Origin of the sequence: Mesorhizobium sp. M0159 (assembly GCF_040322295.1) — a bacterium.
Taxonomy (GTDB): domain Bacteria; phylum Pseudomonadota; class Alphaproteobacteria; order Rhizobiales; family Rhizobiaceae; genus Mesorhizobium.
In genome coordinates this window covers 62,163-86,325 of sequence record NZ_JAMYTF010000025.1, presented here as the reverse complement: position 1 = coordinate 86,325, position 24,163 = coordinate 62,163, and the positions used below count along the sequence as shown (strand labels likewise).

Genomic DNA, 24,163 nt, shown 5'->3' with positions numbered 1-24,163 from the left:
CGGACGAGACGATCAGTTGGTTTTCGGCAGGAGTGCGCGAACCTGGGACGCCATGTCTGCGAGGGCGGCCTCCGGTTCCTTGGATCCAAGCGCGATGGCCGTCATTTCGTCGCGTAGGACCTCGCCGATCTGAACACCGTTGTCACCGGGCCAAGAGAACCACGGGCGGGCGCGGGGCGTCTGGAGCACGCTGGTGTACCAATTCGGATGCTTGTCGTAGAACGCGCCGAGATGATCCTTGTCGAGGGCAAGCGTGTTCGTCGGCATATATCCGGTATTAGGTACGACAATGCTCTGGCCTTCAGGACCAGTCGCGAACTTGACGTACTCCCAGGCGGCGGCGCGCTTGGCGGGATCGTCGGTGAGGATTACTGCGACCATGCCGCCCGTCGGCATCGTCGCATCTTCAACGCCTAGCGGCTGCTTGGCGGTGCGGAGCTTGAACCGGTCTCCAACATCAGCTTCAAAGCCACTCACACTGCCGGCAGAGGCGAATAAGAAACCAAGTTTGCCGGAAGTGAAGAGCTGCTGGGCAGCGCGCGAGTCGATCGTCGGCTGAGCACCAGCGGTATGGAATCTCTTGAACAGCTTGACTGCGGCCTGGCCGGCAGGACCGTCAAAAGCGATGTCGCTTTGCTTGTCGTTCATCATCCGTCCGCCGAAGCTGCGCACCAGGTTCTGCGTGGTCCAGTCGTCCGAGCCAAGTTGGTAATACATGCCGGACGTTCCATTGCCGAGCGCTCCAATTTTGCCGGCAAGTTCGACGAAGCTATCCCAGTCGCCTGGGATCTTGTCAGGATCGCCACCCGCCTTCTTCACGAGATCGGCATTGTAGTAAACAACCGGCGTCGACATGGCGAACGGAAGACCGTAGAGATGGCCGTCGATTGTTGCGAGAGAAAGGACCTGATCCGTGTAGCCTTTCTCGGCTAGGTGATCCGCGGCAGCGAGATCGTCGATGGGCTTCACGAGCCCACGCGCCACGAGCGGACGCAACACATTGAAGCCGACGTAGTGGACGTCCGGCAACTCGCCCGCCATGCTCTGGCGGATCAACGTTTGGACAGCCTCATCATAACTCGGCGCGGCGACGCGGAAGTTGATCTTGATGTCCGGGTGGTCCTTCATGAAGCGATCGGCAATCGGCTTATGGATTACTTCGTGTTCGGGCCAGGCGTAATAGACATCGAGTTTTGTGTCGGCTTGCGCCGGCATGGCTGCCAGCGCGGCAGTGATGCCGGCGGCGAGGATCATTGCAAGGGTTTTCACATTGCTCTCCTGAGGTTCGAGATGAGGTTTGGAAACGGAGCTAGTGTCGGCCAAGCACCAGGCCCCGGATGAAGTGTTTCTGCATGAGAAGGAAAAGAGCGACTAAGGGCGCGGTCACGAGAACGCCCCCGGCCATAAGCGCACCGACATTTCCGGCGCCTTCGCCCGCCTGCCGGAAATAGGCAATTCCAAGGGAAGGCGTCATCATGTCGGGAGTGGTGATCACCACCAGTGGCCAATAGAGATCGTTCCAATGGGCCACGACAGAGAAGATCGAGAAGGAAGCGACGGCCGGCCATGCTGCAGGCAGCATGATCCGCCGGGCGATCGAGAGCTCGCTGAAACCGTCCAGCCGCGCCGCGTCGAGCACCTCGTCGGGAAAAGTCACGAAGAACTGCCGGAACAGGAAGATGGCAAATACCGAAATGATCCAGGGCAGAACCAGCGCGGCATAGCTGTCGAGCAGCCCGGATTTCGCCAGCGCTATGTAGATCGGGATCGTTGGTATCTGCACCGGCACCAGAAGACCGAGAAGGACGGCCGCAAGCAGAATTGGGCGGCCGGGGAAGGATAGCTTGGCCATCGCATAGCCACACGGGATGGCGATCGCGACCTGCAACACAAGAATTGTCAGGCACACGACAAAGCCATTTCCCATGAACCGAAGAAGCGGAATTGCCGAAAGCGCGGTGCTGTAATTGTCAATCGCGCCGTTAAGGGTCGGGGTTGGCAGCAGGCTGCCGTCGAAAATCTCGCTCTGTGGAGTCATAGAGGCAAGGATCATCCACACAAAAGGGAAGACCATTATGATCGCGCCGGTCACAAGCACGGCATGCAAGGCAATGCGGGATGCGGAAGATTGCGCCAGGATCATCATCATCGACCTCCACTTGCTTTCCAGCGCGCCCGGCGCTCGGAGACGTGCATCTGGACGAGCGACAGGAAAGTCACGAAGACGAAGAAAGACACGGAGATCGCTGACGCATACCCCACCCGGAAAAAGCGGAAGCCCTCTTCATAGAATGTGTAGAGAATGACGGAGGTGGACTTCATCGGGCCGCCCTGTGTGAGGACTGCAACCGTTTCGAAGACAGAAAAGGCGCGGATGATTGTCATTACGGTGACGAACAGCGTCACCGGCGCCAGCATCGGCCAAGTCACCAGCAGGAAGCGCTTCAGCCCCGTGTCCGCTCCGTCGATCGCCGCGGCTTCGTAGAGCTCCTCCGGAATGGTTGAAAGACCGGCCACGAAAAGTATCATGTTGAAGCCGACCAGCTGCCAGACGCCGATCGCCGAGAGCGCATACATGGCCGTCGAGGGATCGGACAGGAAGCTGACCGGCGATGCGCCCAAAAGCTGCAGCAATGAGTTGGCGAAGCCGAGACTTGGATGCAGGATCGCTTCCCACGCGGTTGCGAGAGCGACCAGGGTCGCGGCCACCGGTAGGAAGTAGGCGGTGCGATAGACGATGGCAAATCGTGACCGCGCGATCAAGAGAGCAACCAGCAGGCCCCACCCGATTGATGTCGGCACGACCACAACCACATAGAGCGCGGTGTTGCGCAGGCTCTGAGCAAAGCCTGGGTCCGTCAGCATGCGCGTATAGTTCGCAAGCCCGATGAACCGGACACCGGCCAAACCAAGCGAAGCATCTGTAAAAGACAGAAAGAAAACTAGAACGGTGGGCCCGATGACAAGAGCGGCAAGCAGCAGCGTCGCGGGTGTGGCCAGGATCATTCCGGCTTGTGCCTGGGCGCGAGCAGGGCGGTAGCCGCCTGAAATGTTCTGAGCCAAGCGACCGATCGGATTGTCGTCGACCACGGCCATATCAGGCTACCCTGCTGTGATCGCGACTCTGGCGCGAGCCGTCCCAAGGAAAGAACCATGCCTTTTCCGAGTCGATGGTCAGTCCCAAGTTGTCGCCGCCACGCAGTGATTGTGCTCGCTCGGCCGAAATCCGGGCGACGAACTCAGCGCCTGCCCCGGCATGGACAAAGACGTGAGCGTCCATCCCTGCATGCTCGATGCGCGTGACGCAAACCGGCAGGGCGCCCGGTCGGTCCCTGTCGACGAGGGATGCATGCTCCGGCCGAAAGGCCAGCGTTCCGGCCTGTCCGGATCCGAGCGCATCGCGAATGATGATCCTACTGCTGTCGATGATGAGCGCGCCGCCGACAGGGGCGGCCACCTCGACCTCGTTCAGGAATGGCTGGGCCAGGAACCGGGCAACATCGAGATCGACGGGTTCGCGATAAAGATCGGCAGGGGCTGCAACTTGGCGCAGCTCGCCGCCAAAAATGACGGCGACACGGTCGGAAAGTGCGGCCGCCTCGGCCTGGTCATGGGTAACGAAGATAGTCGTCGTTTGCATTTCCTTGTGGAGCCGCGCGATTTCGCCACGCGTATGAATGCGCAACGCTGCGTCCAGATTTGCCAAGGGTTCATCCATCAGGAAGATCTTCGGCTTGCGCACCATAGCGCGTCCCAAAGCCACGCGCTGGCGCTGTCCACCCGAAAGCTCCGCCGGCCGGCGGTCGAGCAGCGCATCGAGCTTGAGCAGCGCCGATGTTTGACGGACCCGCTCCTCGATCGAGCGATTGCGTTGGCCGGCCCCTGGCAGCAGGCCGCCAATCACCGGAAGCCGTTCCAAGCTGGTCAGCTCGCGCATGACCAGCGGGGCTGCGATGTTGTCGTACACACTTAGATGCGGATAAAGGGCGTAGCTCTGGAACACGAAGGCCAGGTCGCGGTCCTTCGGCGCCACGGTATTCAGCGCCTTGCCCCCTGCACGCACGTGGCCCTGATCCGCCCGCTCCAGCCCTGCTATTATGCGAAGAAGCGTGGACTTGCCGCAGCCGGAGGGCCCAAGCAGTGTCACAAATTCCCCGGCAGCAATCCTTAGACAGACGCCGCGAAGCACATCAGTCGCGCCATACCGCTTGCCGACATTGTCAATGTGGAGATCCAACGCAGCCATTCCGAGTTCCCTTTCGGTTGGCGACAGGGCTTAATGGAGCTTTATTTCATTTTCATGACAATACGGAGTTTAATTTCATTTCGCAACCGATTTCTCCATCGCCTTTCCCAGTGCCAGCATCAGGCTTTCGATCACGAAGATCTTGCCGATCATCGGGGTCAGCGTGCCGCCGATCGGATGGTCGTCAAGGCCGGAGGCCTGCAAGATGAAGTCCGCCGACTTGCCGAGCGGGCTACGGGCGCGGTTGGTGATGGCGACGGTCAGTGCCCCTGCGGAGCGGGCGCCCTTGAGGAACTGAACCGTATCAACGGTGAGGCCGGATATCGAAAGGCCGATCGCCACGCATCCGGGACTGAGTCCGTTGGCGACTTCGTGAGCCATGTTGGAGTTTCTGAACGCCAGCGCCGTAAGCCCAACTCGCAAGAGCCGATAGGCGAGCAGTTCTCCCGTCACGCCCGACATTCCTGCTCCGTAAAGATCTATCCTTCTGCTCGCCGCAATCACTTCTGCGAGCTTCTCGAGGGCCTCGAGATCGGCATTGCTGTGTGCGATCCCTAGATTCCGAGCCATCGTGTCGTGCAAGGTTTGCAGGGCGGCGTTGGGCTGCTGCGCGGCGGTGGATGGAGGCCTGGGGCGGCCAATCTCTGCCGCCAGCGCCAGCTTGAAATCGCGAAAGCCGGAAAAGCCGATCTGGCGGCAAAGCCTCAAAATGCTGGCTTCCCCACTACCCGCGAATTCGCCTAGTTCCCCGACCGAGTGGTGCAACACTTTCTCAGGATTTTCCAGGATGTATTTGGCGATCCGAGCGAGCGCATTCGGCAGATGATCGATGTCTTCCTGCAAGCCAGATAAGATGCTCTCGCGCTCTGCCGCTGTCGCGGCGGGTGAGTTAATGCTCATCGTCATGATACCCATACCTTATGAAGCCGCAGAAAAGAGAGCCAGATGCCATCGACCCGTCCGACGATTGGCTTCCGAAGCGCGCGCGACCAGGGGCCGACTTCGAGATTGGGAGAACAGGACTAGCCAGTGCTCGCCCGACTGGGAAGACTAGTAGTCCTCAATTCTGTTCGGGCCGGATCCACTTCTGAGCATCATAGCGGAAAAGCTGCGCCCTAAAAGGTCGCATTTCAAGCTCCTCTGATGGGCGCTATCCCAGAGATCATAGTGCTCATTGGGGTCTTCTTTATGATCGAACAACTCTCCTATTCCAACATCATGATATACATTTAGCTTATATCGTCCATCATAGTACATTGATGCGCGTGACCCCCGGCTCCCGTGGGATCGGAGAGAATTGTGATACTCGCTGACCACGTACGGCTTGTGGTATTCCAATGAGGTGTTGCCAAGCAGCATCTGGTCGAGTGACAGCCCCTGCATAGCGCTGGGGATCTCAAGACCCGACAACGAGAGCAATGTGGGTGCAATATCAACCAGCTCGACGAGTGCATTCGACACCGATCCTTGGGCTGAGCTGCCGGGCACGGAAATCATAAGCGGGACATGCACCAGACCCTCATAGAAACGGCAGCCTTTGTAGAGCAGGCCGTGGTCACCCATCATGTCACCATGATCGCTCATGAAGACAATGATGGTGCGATCCAGCTGGCCGGTTTCCGTCAAAGCGTCCAGTACCCGGCCGACTAGATCGTCGACTTGAGCCACCTCCGCATGATATGCCGCTCTCATCTCCCAAATGTCGAAGTTCGTGGGTGGCGCTTCATGCGTAGGCCCGGCGATCTCGTCATTGTGCGCCTGACCGACGGCTGCTGCGGCCTGCCACGGATCCACCGCGAATTTTGCCTGCTGATCGACTCGTTCAAATTTCTTCTGATGCTCGAGATCGATCGGCCTGAAGACAGGATCAGGCATATCACTTGGGTTGAAACGCCTGAGGTAGTCAGGCGGGGGATTGAGAGGCGGATGAGGTGCGTCGATATTAATGCCTAAATACCAATTACGACCAGAATGCATCTTGATGAAACGCTCTGCCCGATCGCCTGCCCAACGCGCCTGCCGATATTCTGCGGCCGGTCCCGGGCCATAATGTTGGTCAAGATACGGTTTGAAGTAGGCTACGGGATCGACCCCTTTTGACCACATCCACGCATGATAGTCATGGTTGCCTGACCACTCCGGAAATGGCTCAGGGCTCCAGTAGAACTCGGCAAATCCATCGTCGGGGCGCTTTTCTATCATGCCACGAGTGGCAGATAGGTGCAGCTTCCCTATGTGCCCCGGGTAGTATCCGGCATTCGCCATCAGTTTTGGGAGCAAAACGAGATGCGAAGGAAACGTGCCGGCGCCGTTTTGATGCACTTGGTGTGCGATCGGATACAACCCCGTCAGAAAGCTCGTTCGGCTCGGCGTGCAGATCGGGCTTTGACAATACGCACGAGCGAATGCTGTACCCCTCGCGGCCAGACGGTCGATATTGGGAGTTTGCGTGCCCTTGAACCCGAGACACCGCAGCGTGTCCCAACGTTGTTGATCACTGCAAATCCAGACAATATTAAAGTTGCCCAACTCTGATCCTCAAACGCAATAGAGGTCTAATTCGTTCGCCACCGGCGCGTCAATCGCGCCGGTGGCCGGGTGCGTGAAGACTACTTCAAATATCCAGCCCGTTTTAAGATATCCACGGCCTCAGTCTGAGCATCATCCAGGGCGGCCTGGGCACTTTTGCTGCCAACAACCGCCTCCTGCAGGGCTCGACCGAGGCGGTCGCCGATCTCCTTGAATTCAGGGATTCGAGGATAATACCACTCCGGCGCGACCCGAAGAGTTTCAGCATATGTTGCCGCGAACGACCCGTGGCCATAATTGTAGTCGTGCTTGGCAAGTATCTCCGGATCGTTCCACAGGGACGATCTCGTGATCGCGACAAAGGTGCTATCGAGTGAAATGCGTTTCATCACATCTTTACTTGTCGCCCACTGAAGGAATGCGGCTGCGGCTGCCTTGTTTTCTGATGCCGCCGGGATGACATAGGCCTGTCCCGCAAATGGCGGGAACCTCCCACTTATTCCGCCGGGCGGCAAAGCGAATCCAAGCTTACCTACGACTTTCGACAGCTTGGGGTCGAGAATGCGGCCGGCAGTAGGAGCGCCTTCCACCGTCATTGCAATGCGGCCCTGCTGCATCGCAATGACGACGTCGTCAAACGTTGCTGAGGTGCTGCCAGGCACGGTGAACCTGGTCATCACGTCTGTGTACCATTTCAGCGCCTCCACAGCGGCGGGTGTATTGACCGTGGGCGTCAGATCCGCCGGTTCGTGCGCGAAATATTTGCCGCCGAAAGCATACAGGACCTGGCCCCAAAACCAGATATTCTCACCGGTGTCGGGTTGCCCTCTTAGTGCGGTGCACTGAATATCAGCCTTTTTCAACAGCTCGCAGTCATCGCGGAATTCCTCCCACGTTTGTGGTGGCTGTTTGATACCGGCCTTCTCCAATAAGTCGGGACGATAGTAAAGGAGCTGCGTCGCCGCGAAATGCGGCAATGCCAGTTGTTTGCCGTCCTTATTGTACAGGCGAAGCACGGGAGCGATGAAATCCTGTACATCGGCACTCTTCATGTCGATGTAGTTGTCGAGCGGCTCCAGGATATCGCCAGATGCGTATCGCCCGAACTCCTCGCTCCCTAAGTAGACCACGTCGTAGCTGTTTGAACGTGTCAAGAGCTCGACCGACACCTTCTGAACGGTCGGCGCATAACCGAAGAGATCGAACTGCACTTCAGCGCCGGTCTTCTCTGTGAACTCGTGCGCAAATTTTTTGAGCTCAAGATCGTATGCTGAGTTTGTCGATAGGATCTTTATCTTTACGCCGTCGTACCGCTGCTGAGCCGATGCTCCCCCGCCAATGGCAACACCTAATGCGACAGCAAGAATTCCGATGTACCTCATTGCTTCTCTCCTTGAGCTAACGTTTCACCCTTTCACGGAACCGGTCGTTGTTGAGCCGGCGACGTACTTCTTTACGAACGGCACGAAAACCACGATCGGAACCAGCATAAGCACGCAGGCGGCTGCCGCTTTGCCCCAATCAGTTCCCTCAAACGGCATGAAATTCAGAATTGCGACGGCTGCAGTTTTTGCGTTATCGCGTGTTAGCGTCAGCGCGAAAAGAAACTCGTTCCAAGAACCAATAAAGACTAATATAGCCGTTGCTAAGATGCCGGACCTGGAAATAGGTATCGAGATAAGTGTCATCACCTGCAGCGTTGACGCGCCATCTATGGTAGCGGCCTCTTCGATTTCACGAGGAACTTGGTCAAAAAACGCCGATAAATACCAAATCGCGAGCGGGATAGCGAACGTGGTGTTGACGATGATCAGCGCAATCTTCGTGTCGACCAAATCTACTTGGCGGAAAAAGAGAAAATAGGGGATGATGTAAATCATCGCTGGCGCAGCCCGGAGCGCCAGTACCAACGTCAACAGCCTGCGCATGGAAGTCTTCTGCAGATGGGAGATGCCAAATGCCGCCGGGACCGAAAGCGCCATGGTCACTACAATGGTGCTGCATGAGACCACAATTGAATTGATGAGCGCCGAAGAAAAGTCCTTGTCGGCGATTATCGCGGTATAGTGCTGAATGGACGGCTCTCCCACGATCACCGGCGGCCATTGAAACATCTCTGTCGGCTCTTTGAGAGATGTCGAAAGTGTCCACAGGATTGGAGAGAATAGGAATAGCGCGAATGCAGCACAGATGACATATCCGTAGATGTATCGTCCAAGGTCTCGATGCATGATCAGCCCCCGACTCGGCCAGCCGAGATTCGGCGAACAAACCAAAAGCAAGCCCCGACGATTGTGGCTGTGAACGCCACGAGAATTGAGGCGGCATAATCGAGGTCAAGATATGTAAATGCGGTCAGGAAAGCGTAGAAGTTAAGGGGCTCCGTCGCCCCTGCAGGCCCGCCTCCAGTCAGCACGAAAATCACCGGGAAAATGCCGAGGACCTCCAAGGCTTGAAATACTGCAACGGCTCCCATTGCAGGTAAGACAAGCGGTATGGAGATATGCCGTTGGGCCTGAGCCCAGCTTGCACCGTCGAGGCTGGCCGCCTCATAAATCTCGTCGGGGATTGAATCCAGGGAGGAAAGAAGCAGCAAAGCAACTATAGGAACCCCAAACCAAACCGACACGATGATCACGGTAGCAAGCGCTGAGGCCTTGCCTCCCAGCAAGTCGGCGTCGAAATTGTGTCCGAAGAAGCTTGCGAAATAAGACAGGCCGCCCACACCAGGAATGACAAACAATTTCCACACAATTCCGCCTACCGCTGGCGGTACTACGGAGGGAAGCAGGGAAGCTGCTCGCATCCACCGTGTACCGATGAGCTTCTCCTTCAAAGCTAATGCCAGCGCCAACCCACACAGGAGTTGAAGCGCGACGGGCATAACGACTAGGGCAAAAGTCACGAAAGCAGCGTTGATAAATCGGCCGTCGGACAAGAAGCGTGTGTAATTGTAAATGCCGATGAAGGTCGTCTTTCCGGGGAAGGCGATGTTGAAATCCACGAATGAGAGCGCAACGACAGCCGCAATCGGGACGAACGTCGCAAGGCATAGGAACCCGATCGCGGGGGTAACCAGCGCCCAGGACACATTAAGCCGGGAATATGCCATGGGTCCGTTCCTCCTTGATGTCTATGCCCATGTTGAAAGCCTGGCCTGGCTGGCATTGGCGAGCTGAATGGGACCGAGTGCGTCAAAAGTCCGGCTAGGAAGGAGGTCCGGAACGTTGTTATGTCCGGACGTGCGAGCTCAGATCTGCGTTTCCGTTTCGTCCATCGCAACCTTTGTGTCCGTTTGGCTATAACGGAACGGGACATCCGTAAGTCCGGCCGCGTCGGACAGCTCGGCCGCCAGCAGCTGGGCGGGCAGAATGTCTACGATGGCCCGGGCAACACGGTTCTGCAGTGGAGGCACTTTCACAACTGTCAGGGTTTTGTGGTCGTGAGGCAATTCGCTCGCGGTTACTAGAAGAACTGCACAGCCGATTTCGGCTAACTCCTGCGCCAACCGCACTTCGCGACCATCGCCGAATATCAATATCCCAGTCGCCTGATCCATAGATTCCATCGGACCATGCAAGTAGTGCAGCGTGTCGCTGGCGCCTGCCGGAACCCTGACAGCCTCACGAATAAGCAAACAAGCTTCGCCCGCTGTACCAAAGGCGGATATTGCGCCAACGCAGTCGATGGCTCGCTGGTCACGGAAAATTTCGCCAGCACGAGCCATTTTCTTCGCCGAGGTCTTCAGGACCTCGCTTGCGATCTGGGGAATGTCGTTCCAATTAAAGCTCTCTCCACCGCCAAGAGCATCAACCAGCAGCCCGCCTGCCAAAAGCGACCCTGTGAAGCCGGTACTTGATGGCAGCGAATCCAGCCCGGACTCATACCGAATTGCCGTTGAAGCGGCGCGCGATAGCGGGTCATTGCCTTCATTCGTGATTGCAAGGGACGGCAACTGACTGTGCACGTTAAGCGCAGCAATGGGCTCGACGCTCCTTCCTCCGACAGAAAGCACGATAATGGAATCGCCAGGATCTCCCGGCTCAACGAGATCGACAGCGCGCCAGGTATTTGCCCGCCTACCGCGACGCTGAAGTTCGCCGGTCACCACCGCCGCAGCTTCGTAACTCGCGCCTATCCCTGTAACGACCAAAGTTCCGTTTTTGAATTGGGAAAGATCAAGTTTCCGAAGCTGCGGTCGGACAACTTCCAACGCATGGCGAAACTGATCAGGCTGACGGGCGATCGCCGATCTGTAAGTCATTGAACATCCTTGTGTTGAGGCATGATTGGACCTTCGGTGCTGGCGCCACCCGTGCGAAGTTGCTGCGCCATGACGCAGGCTCCCAAGACCGGCGGCCTGTTAAGGAAAGTGACGGCTAGGGTGGCCCCGAAGCGGCTGGCAATTTCGTGAGAAAATGCGTTGGCTAAAAGGGGTTGAGCAAGAATGACCCCACCGCCCACCACAACATGTTTGTCGTGCACGCCGCCTAACATCAGATGGTGGACCAACTGAGTCAGGGCCGCTGCGCCCTCGTCAATAACGCGTTTAGCCAAGGACGAACCTTCATTGGCGGCGTAGAAGATAACGGGTGCGTATCGCCCCAGAGCCGAGGCGCTGCCTTCCTTCGCAATCGCGGTGCCGATGTTCGTGGGGCTATTCAGTCCGAATGCCTCACAAAGCGCTTCGACAAGCGGCTCTGACCTCGCCCCTCCCAGGTCAATATGCAATCGCACTGCTCGGCCGGCCTCGCGTACTAAACCTGGAGCGCTCCCTTCGTCTCCGATTGCCCAGCCCCAACCGCCTGCGACATGCATCTTGCCTTTCTGGTCCCGAGCGACGGCGATTGAGCCAGTGCCCGCGACGACACCAATTCCGCTGGAAAGCCCCATGGCGAGGGGAAAAAGTTCTGCATCATTGACGACCCTTAAGGGGCAGGCAAAATGATTGGAAAGCGGCTGTTGGAGGACGGCGCACTCTTCCTCATCATCGCATCCATGAGAGCCAATCGCGATGCTGTTGGGCGTGGCGCCAGCAGCAAATCTGCGAATTAGCGCGATAAGTCGAGGGATATCGTGGTCATAGGCGCCAGAACGCCATTCACTGGTTCGCACGACCAAGTCGCGGGCCATACCCTGGTCCAGGCAAGTCCTCAAATGCGTTTTGGTGCCACCGATATCGACACCAATTGTTATAGAACCCATCTCTTCACTCTGTTCGCATTAGCATGTAGCGGCCGCGGTTCCAGTCTATTTTTAGAGGAATATCACTATTTTCCCATTCACAAAAGATGGTTTTTTTCATCATCTCGAGTTATCTTGCCGTCGACGAAGGGATGTCGGATGTCAGTTGCAAAAAGGGAGGCAGGCGCTAGAGCCCTAACGAAAATTATGTTCACTGCTTGGCAATGTGCTGAAAAGTTCCTATTGCTCTCGCTGCCCGCGTCAAATCAAACCCAGAGGAGCTGGAGCCCCGTGATCTCAAGGGAATCGTTTTAATGCAGGAAAACATTTTAGCGCGATTGCGATCGTCTCAGCCGAGCCTCAGTCCGGCACTCCTTCGCATCAGTGAGTACGTCCTCAAGGATCCCGCGAAGGTCGTGCACCAGACCATCACGGAGGTCGCTGACGGATCTGGATCGAGCGAAGCGAGCGTTTTGCGGTTCTGCAGAGACATCAAATTTTCGAGCTTTCAGCGTTTCAAACTGGCATTGGGAATCGAACTCTCAACTAACCAGACAATCAGACATGCCAGCCCGTCCGGTGACATCATCGACGATACGCTGTCCATGGCCGTCACGGCACTCAGTCAGACAAAGGACCTGTTGAACCAGGCCGCTCTCGAATTGGCGGTAAAACATATCATACGAGCGAAAAGTATCGATCTCTACGGTTTGGGCGGCTCTGCGAATGTGGCCCGATATGCGCATTACTTGTTTATTAGATCTGGACTGATGTCGCGCGTGCTGGACGACCCGCATCTCGCCGTCATGAGTGCGGTGAATCTCGGACCCAAGCACGTGGCACTGGCAATTTCGGAATCTGGCTCGAGCAAGGATACCATCAACTCACTCATGGCAGCCAAGGCTGCTGGCGCGTTCACCATAGCAATCACATGTCACATACGCAGTCCAATCGCTGCCAAGGCGGACGCTGTGCTGGCAGCATCCTCGACGGACACCCCCATCATGCGAGGAGCATTCTCCCGGGTCGCTGGACAATATTTGATTATCGACATCCTCGCCAACATGATCGCTAAAGATGGCAGCAAGTTCCAGGCGGCTATGCAGCGAACCGCGGAAGCCACCATAGATAAAAGCTTTTAACCGAAACGTTCGCGCAGGTAGTCGTTAAGGAAACGACCGTCGGGATCAAAGAGAGCCCTTTGGGAAACAAAATCCCGGTACCTTGGGTACAAGCCTTCGATCTCCGGCCGCCCCAGACTGTGAAGTTTGCCCCAGTGCGGACGACCGTTCGCTGAGGAAAAGATCGTCTCGCAATCACGGATGAAATCCCAGTAGTCCTCTCCTGCTGCGCCGGACACGGATATCATCGCAGTCTTTCGCTCAAAGTATGGACTCAGCCAAATAGCGTCAGCCGCTACGGTTCTATACTCCACCGGGAATATCTGCGACGGATACTTTGTCTTTATGAGCTTCCGGATTTCGCGGAATACCGACGGACCGTCCCCGTAGGGCACCGCGTACTCGCATTCATTATGGTTCGGCATCGGAATTGAACCCGGAAATATCCGGTAGCTCGGCCCTATTCTCTCGCCGACCCGATCTTCGACAGACTCCGGCGATTGAGCCGTGACGTTCAGCGTCCTCAGTTCGCAGACATCGGATTTGCTGCGAGTACGTCCCATGCCAAACGTGTTGGGCAGGCTGTATAACGAGGCCGAGTGTTCGGTCGGGCACCAGAAAACGCGGAGACTCCTATTTTTTTGGCATAGCTGATCCAGGTGATCCATGCATTCTTCGAAATCCTCACGCCATATTTTGTCATGAAGATCAAAAGCGGGAACAAGCTTCATCGTGACGGAAAGTACCACGCCGAACATTCCGATGGAGACTTTTGCAGCGTTGAGGGCATCCGGGTTTTGTGAGGCATCGACATTGACGATCGATCCGTCGCCAGTCGCTATCCGCATTCCAACTATCGGCCCTGCTAAGCATTTTAAACTATCTCCGCTGCCATGCGTACCCGTCGATACGGCCCCGCTTATGGTTTGCAGATCGATATCACCCTGATTCGGCAACGCCCAACCTGCAGAGCGCAGTTCAGAGCCGACGTCACAAATCCGCGTTCCGCCGCGAAGCGTCACCTTGCCGTTGGCGTGGTCGATGTTTTCGATCCCGGATAGGCGCTCCGCGGAGATCAGAACGCCGTCCGTGGGGACAATTGGCGTATAAGAGTGCCCCGTACCCACGACGCGGACGCGCAGGTTGTTCAAGGCTGCTGCCTTGATCGTACAGCAGACGTCATCGTCCGAACTTGGCATCGCGAAATGCTTTACCCGACAAACCTGATTGCTCACCCAGTTCCGCCAAATCAAGCTCGGGCCGAGTGTCGGCGAACTTATTTCTGAAGAATGCAATGGAGTTCTCCTGCTATGTGTTCTCAGGCATTTGGCGGTAGCGACCATAGGTATGATGGATACCATCATCGCGATGTATATAAAAGACGATTTTTTTCATTCTTGATCGAATGCACCGAGGCGGAATCCGACTCTCGTGCGGGTCACCAATCGAAAACCGTCTTGAACGGTTTCCAGGCCTCATGGGAGCCGGGCTCTGCTCATCTCAAGCCTTGATGGCTCCCGAACTCAGGCCCGGAAACTAGAGCCCGCCGCAAAAGACCGTGCCGCTACCAACCCGAAATTGTTGCCGGTATCCCCTGCCATCAAAGGGTACGCACCCGCCTTTCGGTACTGGCGCGATGGAGCCATCCTGATGTAGAGATAAAAACATCCTCTATCACCTGGGCGAAGTGGCTGGCTCTCCATTGGTTGCAGTCAAGAGGTTCCATGCGTCGCGAATCCCGCACGTACGTTGAGAGCGCGAAGAATTGTCCGAAGGCAGATGGTTGGAGGTGCATTCTCGGCTCGTCGATAGCATGGAACCTCTGGGACAGCAGACTGCTCGCATTATGCGCGGAGGCGCGCGGCATTAAGGCCGATGAAGCCGTCCTGAATGAGAAGGCGCTCGCTCGCAGACACGCCCATAACTTCGAGGCTATCAGCAGCACGGAAGGGTGGGGCTTGCGGACACCGATGTTATCGGAGGAGAAGAGCCGTGAGCCTACAAGCCCCAATGTCAGCGGCTCTCATGCGGTGGATGAGTCGAAACTGATGTACTCGATACGACACAAAGGGAATGGGTAAGCCAGTGGAGCAGTTCAATTGAGCAGGTGTCGCCAACAGTCATCGAGGGGCCAGCTGGATCTCAACCTCGACTGTTTCCATTAAGTGTTCCGGCCAGCTTACACGCCATGACGCTTAGTATAGGCGGTTGTTGATCGTTTCGCTCAATTCCGGAGAGCGTTGCCTGATTCCTTCCGGATGTACCGGGACACCTTCTGCGGCGAGTTTTGTCGAACACCTCGGATGCTATGATTTTCGTCTCCGCAAGGGTGCCCGTCAAAATCGAAGATGATCAGTCCAGGCCGAGGCCGATCGGAGGTCGTGATTGAGGATGCGACCGTCATTTCGGGTCACCCGGACGAATAACGGGCAACAAATCAAGTCCCTCGTGACGATGGACGACGACATCCGTTCCGTCCAACATGATGACGTCGTATGAGGGTGCAGCCGCGACGAATATGGGCTTGCCATATTGTTCCCAGTCCAGAACGATATGCTGCGCCGTGCCACGGCTGGCAGTGAAGGAGATTCCTGACAGACTGCCTGCTGCAGCGACATGCCGATGACCAAAGAGCATGTGGCGGACCGATGCGTTTTTCTTAACAATGGAAAAGAACCGCTCGGTCTCCTTCATGTCGCATGTCCTAAAGCAGGGCACATGCAAGTCCGATGGTGAATGGTGCATAGCAACCACGACTGGTCGGCCGGCGCCACGGACAAGCTGCTCTTGGAGCCATTCAAACCGGCCACCGTCGAGACAACCGCCAGGACTAATGTCGTCCTTCGTGTCGAGCAAGACGACGAGCCACTCGTGCAGGTCTACAGCCGCCTGAACGAAGCCTTCTCCGCCGAAGACGCCTCGAAACGCGGTGCGGTTGTCATGGTTGCCGATGGTCAGATAGACGGGGAGCCGGACGTCGGACAAAATCTCGCGCAAGAGCACGTAGGCGGCCGGATCCCCGGTGTCAGCAAGGTCTCCGGTAATAAGGATGAGTTTGGCATCTGCGTGTACGCGCGAGACGTGGTCCAAGGTGTCGCATAATCTCTGCGCCGGATCGATGCCGTAAAGCATCTTGCCAGGTGCGACAAAATGGGGGTCTGTTATATGAATGATTTTTTGCATTGCTCCACACTTACATAAGCCCGACTCCGGAAGGAAATGGGGCAAGAAACAGGTCTTAGGTTGGACCAGTAAATGACCATTCGTTATGGGGACCATTTATCGGCCACAAAAGCGACGATTTCAGCGGCGCTGACATGGACCGGGCGCCGCAATATGTTGCCTCGAGGCCCATTATGCGACCGCCTTCGTCGCTTCGTACACAGGCACCTCAAAATTTGTGCCATTTCCGCCCGTTCAGAGTGGACGGCTGCGTACCGCTTGCAATCGTTTCGGCCGGGCCGGTAGAATCCTCGACCTCCCGCTAGGTCACCTTAATTCATGGAGTTGGAGTGCGCCCCTCGGACCGGACAGGATGAACAAGCAGAATTGACTTGGAAGCCGGGCTTTCGAAGGATGGAAGCCCATGGTGACTTATCGCACGCACAGCATCGAGTTCAAACGTCAGGTAGTGCAGGAGTTCCTGTCCGGCGAGACGCTGCATGGTCTCGCCAAGCGGCACGAACTGCCGCGTAACCTGATCCGCATCTGGGTTCAGAAATACGAGGCCGGCTCCTTCGACGAAGACGTGGCGGCGGCCGACACGATGCAGACCTATGAGGCGCGGATCGCAGCGCCGGAGCGGCTGGTAGGCCGGCAAGCCTTGGAAATTGAGTTTCTAAAGGGGGCTCTGAAAAGCGCACCACGTCCGAGAAGCGGGACTACATCCGTGATCACCGGCCCGGCGGTGTCTCCATCGCTGAAGGATGCCGGCTGATGGGGATCGCGCGATCAACCTACTACGATCAGCCCGAAACCGCCGTGGATGACACAGCGCTCGTCGAGACGATGGGTGAGATCTCCGACAGCTTCGAAGCTTACGGCTATCGCCGCATGCAGGCGGCGCTGCGGCAGCGCGGCATCCTCGTCAACCACAAAAAGGTCAGACGGTTGATGCGCGAGCACGATCTGCAGCCCAGGATCAGGCGGCGCTTCATCGCCACTACGGAGAGCGATCACGAGTTGCCGATCTTCCCGAACCTGGCGAAGAACGTGACACCGGCCGGCCCGAACCAGCTCTGGGTGAGCGACATAACGTACGTGACGATTGCGGCGGGCTTCGTCTACGTCGCGGTCATTTTGGATGCCTGGTCACGCAAGGTCGTTGGTTACGCCATCGGTCGGTCGATCGACGCGCGCTTGACCGTTGCAGCATTGAAGGCGGCAACCGAACGACGAAAACCCCCGCCGGGCTGCGTCCATCACTCGGACCGAGGGTCGCAAGGCGGATTCAAGCGGTCGTCGCAACACTGATTGTGTTCACTCACGACAGCAACTCGTCAAACGCTTCTGCCGGCGTTTTCCAGCCAAGGGTTTTTCTCGGTCGGGCATTAAGGGCCGCGGCCACGGCGGCGATCTCGTCGGCGCTGTGGACGCTCAGGTCGGTGCCCTTCGGGAAGTACTGACGCAGCAGCCCATTGGTGTTCTCGTTGGTGCCCCGCTGCCATGGGCTTTGCGGATCGCAGAAGTAGACTTGGACGCCCGCGTCGATCTTGAGACGATCGTGCTGAGCCATTTCGGCTCCCTGATCCCAGGTCAGCGAACGGCGCAGTTCTTCGGGCAAGGTGATGATGGTCCGCGTAATTGCGTCGCGCACGGCTTCGGCCCCGTGTCCCGCGAGAGCGGGTCCATTTTTCATGCGCGGAGCTTCGCCATGCCCCGCAAGCCGGGGAAGATGGAGTAGCATCGTGAAGCGTGTCGTACGTTCAACCAGCGTGCCGATCGCCGAGCTGCCAAGACCAAGGATGAGGTCTCCCTCCCAGTGACCCGGCACCGCGCGATCGGCCGCTTCGGCGGGGCGTTGACTGACCATGATCTCCGGCGAGACAAAGCTCTTGCCTCGCCTGAGTACGCGCGCCCTGGGGACCCGCAGCACGCGCCCCGTTCGCAAGCAGGCCGACAGTTCGCGGCGTAGCGCTCCCCGACCCTGAACGAAGAGGGCTTGATAGATGGCTTCGTGGCTGATGCGCATCGTCCGGGAAGTCGATCGGCAAGCGTCGGGCAATCTGCTCCGGGCTCCAGGCCCTGGCCCAGCGCCGATCCTTTCGCGGGCCATGCCAACGGCCCTTCCACGGAACGGCGGGACCAGGAACGGCGGCGCCGCTCGGGGTCATGACGACGCCGGCCAGTAGAGCCGACGGCGCGCGTCTGGCCTTCTTACGGATAGCGGCCCTTGGGGACGATCTCTACGTCGAATTCGCCACAGAGCGCGTCAACTCGCGGGTCGACGTAGAGTGCAGATCCGCGGCTCCAGCCTTCTCGCGCAAGCATTCGGCGTCTCCGCATGATCGACGCACGATGTTTGCACAAATGTAATGGCCGCTGCAAGAGTGATGCACGATGGACAGTGGTGGGGCACGCGTTGACGAGATGTCAAGCATTCAGGATTTTCGCTTCCTTGGCGGCGTTGAGAAATGCCACGCGCGCTACCTCCGGTGCGCTGCCGCCGCCGAGCACCTTCATGCACGCCATGCGAGCCTGGATGCGGCGCCCGGTTTCTCCAATGGGCCAGCGGTAAAGCAGCATTTCGGCGGCTTCGCGGGTGCTCGAAACACTGACTTTGCCCGAGGACAGCAAAACGGTCACGGGCTCTTCGAACGTGCCGACGTCTCGTTCGCTGGTCATAAACAGGTCTCCTTCCGCAACCCCCACAAGAGCTTACGGTCGAAACCTCCATTCCGTTGCGTCACGTTTGTCCCGGTGGGCGAACGTTCTGTGAGGATGGGACCTCGTCCAGAGCGCGGGCTTGATCGCTCTGACTAGACTCGCCAACGCGTTGCGGTCCTCAAATAGCGAGAACCGTCCTTATCGCTACCGGCCACTTGCCGGCGCAGGCATCCGCAGACGGAAGTCAATACTCATTTCTGAGGATGGAAATCTCGCGTGCAGATCGGCGAAGCTGGGCCAGAGGAGTGATCGTCATGACCGTTGCCCATGGCCTCGCCAGCGACCCCAGCGGGATGTGGCGGGTCGTCTTCTTGCCTGAAGAGCTGCATCTCTATGTGGAGTTCAATCGGCCAGGCGCCGGCACAAATCCCGTCGACTGGATGAGCCTCGACGACTTCCTTGCACGGCGCCCAAAAGATGCTCTCCACCAGCGGGCGCGCGACAGACTGGTCTCGCTTATTTGCAAGGCGCTTGGGGCCTGTCCCGGCTGACGCCCAACCGTTCTATCGACTTGGGAAATAGCCTATGCTTCTATCCCAAGGCGACGGGGGAAAGCGCTATGGGCAGGGGAAGAATGATCGCGGTTTTGGCCGCAGCTCTGGTGATTGCCGGTTGCCAGAACAGCGGGTACTTGCTCAAAACATACAGCGCTTCTGTCGCGCCCAAGCACGTCGTCCAGACCGCTGGCGGCTCATTCTGGGTCTTCGATCGTCCGGACCTTGGCAAGATCATGACAACGCCGTCGCCAGGGACAATCGCCGCGCCGGCGATCATCAGCGGAGCAACGGTCGGTCTGGTAAAGCTCGATCCAGTCGTTGCGGCGCACCAGGCTGTCGCCCTGCAGTACCTCGCTCAAACTGGCCGGACCTGCGAGATCAAAACCAGCGTCGAGATTTGGCGCCCGGAGTTTGAACACACCTACGTTTGCTAAAACTGAGGGTCGGGAGTCGCGAGCGCAAGAGCGAACCGTTGCTGCCTTGCGCATCGCCCTCTAGGCCGCCGGCGTCGAGTTCATCCCGGAGAACGGCGGCGGCGCCGGCGTGAGGCTCCGCAAACCTTAGCACTACTTTGGCAGATTTTTAGCGGAGAGGGTTCTGCAGCAGTGGGGACAACGGATTGGGGGCGGCTGCGCGAGCGCGGTGAGGATGGCTTGCCTGACGGCGGGTAGGCTCGGTTGGGGCGGCGGGCCGAGGATTCTTTTTTCCCCCTCCCGCTTGTTTGAGGCGGCGAGATTGCAGGAAGGCGTAGGCGATCATCGTCATCAGCGCGTGCCGGTGCAGGCCCGTCCATGAGCGCCCCTCGAAGTGGTCGAGGCCAAGTTCCTCCTTGAGCTGCTGATGCGCCTGTTCGCAGACCCAGCGCGCCTTGATGGCGCCTGCGATCTGCTTGAGCGAGGCGTCCGCGGGCAAGTTGGAGAGGTAGTATTTGCGCTCGCCGGTCGAGCGGTGCTCGCCGATCACCCAGACCTCCTCGCCAGGCAGATGCTGAGCGCCCATGTCGCGGATGCGCTGGGGTGGCCATCTGCAACCCGGACACGGACAGCGGCGAAGCGGGCCGAGAGGCGGCCTTTGGTGCCACGCCGCCAACTGACCGTCCGCCATTGGGCTTTTTCCAGCATCGCCTGCGCGGTCATCGACTTCACATCGGGGATATGCCGGCGGCGCGGGCGGCCGTGTCCGGCAACGGGGAAGATCATCGCCACGTCGGCGGCATAGACCTTCTGCTTGAACGGGATACCGACGGCCCAGGTAAGGCCGCGCTCGGTGAGCGCCTGCCGGAAGGGGGCGCTCAAGCCATATCCGGCATCGGCGAGCACGCAGCCAAAGCGTAAGCCGGCTGCGCGAGCCCGGTCGATCTCGGCCAGCGCGATTTCGGGCTTGGTCCTGTAGGCACGATGGTCCTCGGGCACACCGGCACGGTCGAGCCGGGCGGGATCGGAAGTCCAGCTCTCGGGCAGAAACAATCGCAGCCCCACCATGACCGGCACTTCGCCAGAGGCCAGCGTCAGCGACACCAGCGTCTGGCAGTTGGCGTTCTTGCCAAGCGCCGAGGCATATTGCGGCGCGACGCCGACCGAGTGGCGCCCCTTCTTGGGGAGCGCGGTGTCGTCCACGATCAGCCACGCATCGTTCCCGCCAACTTGTTTGTCGGCCTCCGCGAGCAGCACCTTCTCCAGCGGCGCAGCATCCCACACGCCGCTCGCGATGAAGTGGTGCAGCTGGTCATAGTTGACGCCTGCGTCGCGCGCCGCCATCGGTTGGACGCTCTTGCGATCCCGAAGGCCAATCAGCCCAGCAATATAGGCCGGACACATCCGCGCACGCGTCTTGTGCCTCAACGCCGAGACGAACGGCTCAAGCCACCGCTCCAGATCGAGTTGCCAATCCCTGTTCATGGCCGGCCCCTCCAAAAGCCGACCTCTCATGAATCACGCAAAACGGCTCTTGGGAATCCTCGAAACGCTCCCGGAGCTAAAAATCTGCCAAAGTAGTGTTAGGCCGTAGACTCATTACTGCGCAGCCACACACCTGCTTTTCGCCATCGGACGAAGCGGTTGCAACCGGTGGTGCGCGGGCCATAGCGCTGAGGCAGGTCGCGCCATGGGGCACCGGAGCGCAGCACCCAGAAGATGCCGTTCAGCACGCGCCGATCATTAACACGCGGCACACCTCTTGGTTTGTTGGGTAGCAGCGGCTCGATCACCATTCAAGTTCTGTCAGACCATATCGGCTCATGGTAAGCCCTGAATCAGAATCCGGCCCGATGTGGAGTGTCAGTAGGACGTTTCGTTCGTCACCTGTCACCTTATCGAGCAGTGAAGAAAATGCATCGCACATTGCGCGGCGAACGTGCTCCGCAGTGATTTCCGGCAGAAGCTCTTGGTTGCGGTCGGGCCGAGCAAGGGGCGAGCTTCTTGCCGGGCCTGCGCCAACACCAGAGTGAGTTCGGGGCCGAGACAAGCTGTAGAACGTCGCCTGCTTGGAATGCTTCCCCTACCAACACAAAAACTCATTGCCCGACCGCCTGTGCCGATGATCTCCGGGGATACGCCACGACGCCTGCTTGATTTATGCGGGAGTCTCCCGACTACGTTGCTGGATGGGTAGCACGCCACAACTTGAAACGGTTTTGATCGAGATGATTGTCCAAGCTGCAGATTTTCCAACGGCCAGCTTCGATTCCGTAGCAGGCGACGGCGCCGATAAATCTGGAGGCCGAATACTCTTCAATGTTCGCGTTGACAGCCATGCGGATGTTCAGCGAGTTGTCGCGATCGCGAGCAAATCGGACGGGGGGATGACTCCTCTGCTTCTGCTGTTGGATCGTACGGGGACGTCGATCAAGATCCACGAGGTGCCGGGTGAGGACTACCCATTGGTAGTCTCCATCGCCCGTTGGGCCAATCAGCCCCTTCACTCGCAAGCCATTACCAGCGTCAATGTCGAGGTTACCCTGCTCCTGGACGCTGTCGCATCGGAAGCACGGCCGGAATAGCTGAATTGCGGACTCAGCCGATGTTAGCGGGGCCTACGCGTTATGAACGGGGCCCCACTCCTCCTGCTGCTTTGTGCATTCCACACTGCCATTTATGCGACTTTTGAGGCACGAAGCGTGAACATTGGCGCATAGAAGTCTGGTTTCTCACCGCCTTGAACTTCGCGCCAGAAGGGATCATTCGGCTGCGGTCCAGAGGCTTGGCGCGGGAGAGTAAACCCAGACCCGCGCCGGCTTTTCCACGAATGACTGCCAGGGAGATCAGCACCTGACGCAGAAGTCGGCTGGGCACTCCGGACCACGAATCCAACGCCGACGGGAGATTTAGGTACCGGGCTCGGCATTGTCGCCACGGAAGTGGTAGCTGTCCACCACCCTCTCGCGAGCAGGGCCGAACAGTGGCGTCGAGAGTAGATCCTCCAGCTTGGCGTTGGCCGACCAGGGCTCGTCTATGAGGCACCAGTCAAGCAGGAAGTGGTCGCCATCTTTGGAGATCAGCAGCCCAACGCCGATCCGAGTTTTGAGATCGTACTTCGCCGCTTGGGTAAACAGTTTCACTGCGTTCGTTCTCATCCTGATCCCGTCCTCGCCAATGACTGGCCAGTCGGGATCCATACTTGCGACCATGAAAGTGCAATCGGTCATCGGGAACGCGAACCTGAATGGTCGACGAGGTGTTCCAGCCTTGCTAGCCTCGAGGGACACGACAAGCCGCCTTTTGAACTCGCGCCAGATGGATCGGGGGACGCGAGCGAACTCCTCCATGATCCGGTAGTAGTCCGTGCTCCTTTCAGGGTTGACGATGTGACTTTGGAGGTCCCGCATGATGTATGAAAGATCAAACCCGCCAAGATCCTGCACGAAGGCGCGCAACTTCTCGATCGATCCAGGCTCCGGCAAGTCCATCTCCGACAGGAACGCGACCATGATGTCGGGCTCCTCCACGACCACGCCGGCCTCGCGCAGTTGCGGCAGGACCAACTCTCGATATTCGAAGTACAGCCGCACGTCGTCGGGGACGCGCAGTTTGTCCAATATTCCCAGATAGTCGTGCGCGGCCACGATATGAATGAAACCCACCGTAGCCGAGACGTGGAACTTGGTCTCCCTGCAGTCCGCAGGCAGCAGCCGGCCAGGAAGGAAGACGACGATCTTCTTGAGGTCTAGGAGGTCGCCCCCTTCACCGCTATCTCGTGGCCCTGTGCGTTCGTGAGGCGGATCTCCTCGTGCTCGGCCAGGTATCGCACCGTGTCCTTGATCTGATCCGTCGCTTTCCGGAGCACCTTCCTCCGGAACCACTGTCGCTCAGCCTCAGGGTCCGACGTCTCCTCTGCCCGTTCCTTGAGCTGGAACACCATAGCCAATGATCCGATCTTCACCATTCCGTCCGCCAGTTCGACCTGCTGTTTCGGACGAGGGAAGAATCTCGTTTCGGAGAAGGTGAACTCCTTCCAGAAAGTGGTGGCATTGAGATGTGAAGTGAATTCTTCCAGCGTCATGTCGTACAGATAGGCTATTGCCGGTACACGTTGAAGTGCGGCTAGGGATCGTCAGCAATCAGATAGCCGCGCGTCGGTTACCGGAATTGAAAGAGAGATTCTCCTCGCAACCGCCGAGCTAGCTGTGAGCCTTCAGGAGGTTGTCCATTCGGCCCTGACCGAGAAAGCTGAGGTTATCGAAGCTTCAGTGATTCTCGGAGGAC

The 24,163-nt window shown here is 58.2% G+C and carries 22 protein-coding genes and 4 pseudogenes; 6 read left to right on the top strand and 20 right to left on the bottom strand.

Going from position 1 to position 24,163, the window contains the following annotated elements; all coding sequences use genetic code 11:
- Positions 1–12 precede the first annotated feature (12 nt).
- The 11 genes from NKJ32_RS22510 to NKJ32_RS22460 all read right to left on the bottom strand — a co-directional run bounded on the left by NKJ32_RS22510 (position 13) and on the right by NKJ32_RS22460 (position 11,908).
- On the bottom strand, positions 13–1,269 hold the full coding sequence (locus tag NKJ32_RS22510; protein ID WP_352642660.1) for an ABC transporter substrate-binding protein: 1,257 nt from the start codon (positions 1,267–1,269) through the stop codon (positions 13–15).
- Positions 1,270–1,309: 40 nt separating this feature from the next.
- A complete protein-coding gene (locus NKJ32_RS22505) occupies positions 1,310–2,143 on the bottom strand; it encodes a carbohydrate ABC transporter permease (protein ID WP_352579683.1) in 834 nt (277 codons plus the stop codon).
- Between the two features lie 2 nt (positions 2,144–2,145).
- The gene (locus NKJ32_RS22500; protein ID WP_352579678.1) at positions 2,146–3,096 is read right to left on the bottom strand and encodes a carbohydrate ABC transporter permease; all 951 of its coding nucleotides are present in this window, start codon (positions 3,094–3,096) and stop codon (positions 2,146–2,148) included.
- A gap of 1 nt (position 3,097) precedes the next feature.
- Positions 3,098–4,246: an ABC transporter ATP-binding protein gene (locus NKJ32_RS22495; protein ID WP_352828966.1), complete on the bottom strand. Its 1,149-nt coding sequence runs from the start codon at positions 4,244–4,246 to the stop codon at positions 3,098–3,100.
- 75 nt (positions 4,247–4,321) lie between these two features.
- Entirely contained in the window at positions 4,322–5,161 is an 840-nt protein-coding gene (locus NKJ32_RS22490; RefSeq protein WP_352579676.1) for a MurR/RpiR family transcriptional regulator, read from the bottom strand.
- Between the two features lie 135 nt (positions 5,162–5,296).
- On the bottom strand, positions 5,297–6,775 hold the full coding sequence (locus NKJ32_RS22485; RefSeq protein WP_352828964.1) for a sulfatase family protein: 1,479 nt from the start codon (positions 6,773–6,775) through the stop codon (positions 5,297–5,299).
- A gap of 80 nt (positions 6,776–6,855) precedes the next feature.
- Complete coding sequence (locus tag NKJ32_RS22480; protein WP_352642654.1) at positions 6,856–8,157, bottom strand: ABC transporter substrate-binding protein; 1,302 nt, start codon at positions 8,155–8,157, stop codon at positions 6,856–6,858.
- A 24-nt stretch (positions 8,158–8,181) separates the two neighbouring features.
- Positions 8,182–9,006 (bottom strand): carbohydrate ABC transporter permease, encoded by an 825-nt coding sequence (locus tag NKJ32_RS22475; protein WP_352579673.1) that lies wholly within the window; start codon positions 9,004–9,006, stop codon positions 8,182–8,184.
- A gap of 2 nt (positions 9,007–9,008) precedes the next feature.
- Positions 9,009–9,887, bottom strand: a complete 879-nt coding sequence (locus tag NKJ32_RS22470; RefSeq protein ID WP_352579672.1) for a carbohydrate ABC transporter permease — start codon at positions 9,885–9,887, stop codon at positions 9,009–9,011.
- Between the two features lie 138 nt (positions 9,888–10,025).
- Positions 10,026–11,039, bottom strand: coding sequence for an SIS domain-containing protein (locus NKJ32_RS22465; protein ID WP_352642652.1), 1,014 nt, complete (start codon positions 11,037–11,039; stop codon positions 10,026–10,028).
- The gene (locus NKJ32_RS22460) at positions 11,036–11,908 is read right to left on the bottom strand and encodes an N-acetylglucosamine kinase (RefSeq protein WP_352642650.1); all 873 of its coding nucleotides are present in this window, start codon (positions 11,906–11,908) and stop codon (positions 11,036–11,038) included. The genes NKJ32_RS22465 and NKJ32_RS22460 overlap by 4 nt, the downstream gene beginning before the upstream one ends.
- Positions 11,909–12,273: 365 nt before the next feature.
- On the opposite strand from NKJ32_RS22460, the gene NKJ32_RS22455 reads away from it, so the two are divergent.
- On the top strand, positions 12,274–13,101 hold the full coding sequence (locus tag NKJ32_RS22455; RefSeq protein ID WP_352642649.1) for a MurR/RpiR family transcriptional regulator: 828 nt from the start codon (positions 12,274–12,276) through the stop codon (positions 13,099–13,101).
- On the opposite strand, the gene NKJ32_RS22450 is transcribed toward NKJ32_RS22455, so the two are convergent.
- Together NKJ32_RS22450 and NKJ32_RS22445 are read right to left on the bottom strand one after the other, a co-directional pair.
- Positions 13,098–14,315 (bottom strand): D-arabinono-1,4-lactone oxidase, encoded by a 1,218-nt coding sequence (locus NKJ32_RS22450; RefSeq protein ID WP_352642647.1) that lies wholly within the window; start codon positions 14,313–14,315, stop codon positions 13,098–13,100. The genes NKJ32_RS22455 and NKJ32_RS22450 overlap by 4 nt on opposite strands.
- A gap of 1,165 nt (positions 14,316–15,480) precedes the next feature.
- Positions 15,481–16,263, bottom strand: a complete 783-nt coding sequence (locus NKJ32_RS22445) for a metallophosphoesterase (RefSeq protein WP_352642645.1) — start codon at positions 16,261–16,263, stop codon at positions 15,481–15,483.
- 403 nt (positions 16,264–16,666) lie between these two features.
- Between NKJ32_RS22445 and NKJ32_RS22440 the strand changes: the two genes are divergently transcribed.
- Together NKJ32_RS22440 and NKJ32_RS22435 are read left to right on the top strand one after the other, a co-directional pair.
- The gene (locus NKJ32_RS22440; RefSeq protein WP_352828961.1) at positions 16,667–17,017 is read left to right on the top strand and encodes a transposase; all 351 of its coding nucleotides are present in this window, start codon (positions 16,667–16,669) and stop codon (positions 17,015–17,017) included.
- Positions 16,966–17,553: an IS3 family transposase gene (locus NKJ32_RS22435; RefSeq protein ID WP_352828972.1), complete on the top strand. Its 588-nt coding sequence runs from the start codon at positions 16,966–16,968 to the stop codon at positions 17,551–17,553. The genes NKJ32_RS22440 and NKJ32_RS22435 overlap by 52 nt, the downstream gene beginning before the upstream one ends.
- Before the next feature lie 10 nt (positions 17,554–17,563).
- On the opposite strand, the pseudogene NKJ32_RS22430 reads toward NKJ32_RS22435, so the two are convergent.
- A pseudogene (locus tag NKJ32_RS22430) lies at positions 17,564–18,428 on the bottom strand (IS30 family transposase); the annotation flags it as partial.
- 244 nt (positions 18,429–18,672) lie between these two features.
- Positions 18,673–18,924: a DUF982 domain-containing protein gene (locus NKJ32_RS22425; RefSeq protein ID WP_352642643.1), complete on the bottom strand. Its 252-nt coding sequence runs from the start codon at positions 18,922–18,924 to the stop codon at positions 18,673–18,675.
- Between the two features lie 296 nt (positions 18,925–19,220).
- Between NKJ32_RS22425 and NKJ32_RS22420 the strand changes: the two genes are divergently transcribed.
- Together NKJ32_RS22420 and NKJ32_RS22415 are read left to right on the top strand one after the other, a co-directional pair.
- Positions 19,221–19,457: a hypothetical protein gene (locus tag NKJ32_RS22420; RefSeq protein WP_352642641.1), complete on the top strand. Its 237-nt coding sequence runs from the start codon at positions 19,221–19,223 to the stop codon at positions 19,455–19,457.
- Between the two features lie 83 nt (positions 19,458–19,540).
- Positions 19,541–19,897, top strand: coding sequence for a hypothetical protein (locus NKJ32_RS22415; protein WP_352642639.1), 357 nt, complete (start codon positions 19,541–19,543; stop codon positions 19,895–19,897).
- 148 nt (positions 19,898–20,045) lie between these two features.
- Here NKJ32_RS22415 and NKJ32_RS22410 read toward each other — a convergent pair.
- The 3 pseudogenes from NKJ32_RS22410 to NKJ32_RS22400 form a co-directional block, all read right to left on the bottom strand.
- Positions 20,046–21,398: pseudogene (locus NKJ32_RS22410) on the bottom strand (IS701 family transposase).
- A gap of 82 nt (positions 21,399–21,480) precedes the next feature.
- A pseudogene (locus NKJ32_RS22405) lies at positions 21,481–21,701 on the bottom strand (transposase); the annotation flags it as partial.
- A gap of 33 nt (positions 21,702–21,734) precedes the next feature.
- Positions 21,735–21,916 (bottom strand): annotated as a pseudogene (locus NKJ32_RS22400) (adenylyltransferase); the annotation flags it as partial.
- Positions 21,917–22,095: 179 nt separating this feature from the next.
- On the opposite strand from NKJ32_RS22400, the gene NKJ32_RS22395 reads away from it, so the two are divergent.
- Positions 22,096–22,461 (top strand): hypothetical protein, encoded by a 366-nt coding sequence (locus tag NKJ32_RS22395; RefSeq protein WP_352643521.1) that lies wholly within the window; start codon positions 22,096–22,098, stop codon positions 22,459–22,461.
- Positions 22,462–22,785: 324 nt separating this feature from the next.
- Here the strand turns inward: NKJ32_RS22395 and NKJ32_RS22390 are convergent, their stop codons facing one another.
- A complete protein-coding gene (locus NKJ32_RS22390; RefSeq protein WP_352643519.1) occupies positions 22,786–23,523 on the bottom strand; it encodes a hypothetical protein in 738 nt (245 codons plus the stop codon).
- 101 nt (positions 23,524–23,624) lie between these two features.
- Positions 23,625–23,960: a hypothetical protein gene (locus NKJ32_RS22385; protein ID WP_352643517.1), complete on the bottom strand. Its 336-nt coding sequence runs from the start codon at positions 23,958–23,960 to the stop codon at positions 23,625–23,627.
- Between the last annotated feature and the right edge of the window lie 203 nt (positions 23,961–24,163).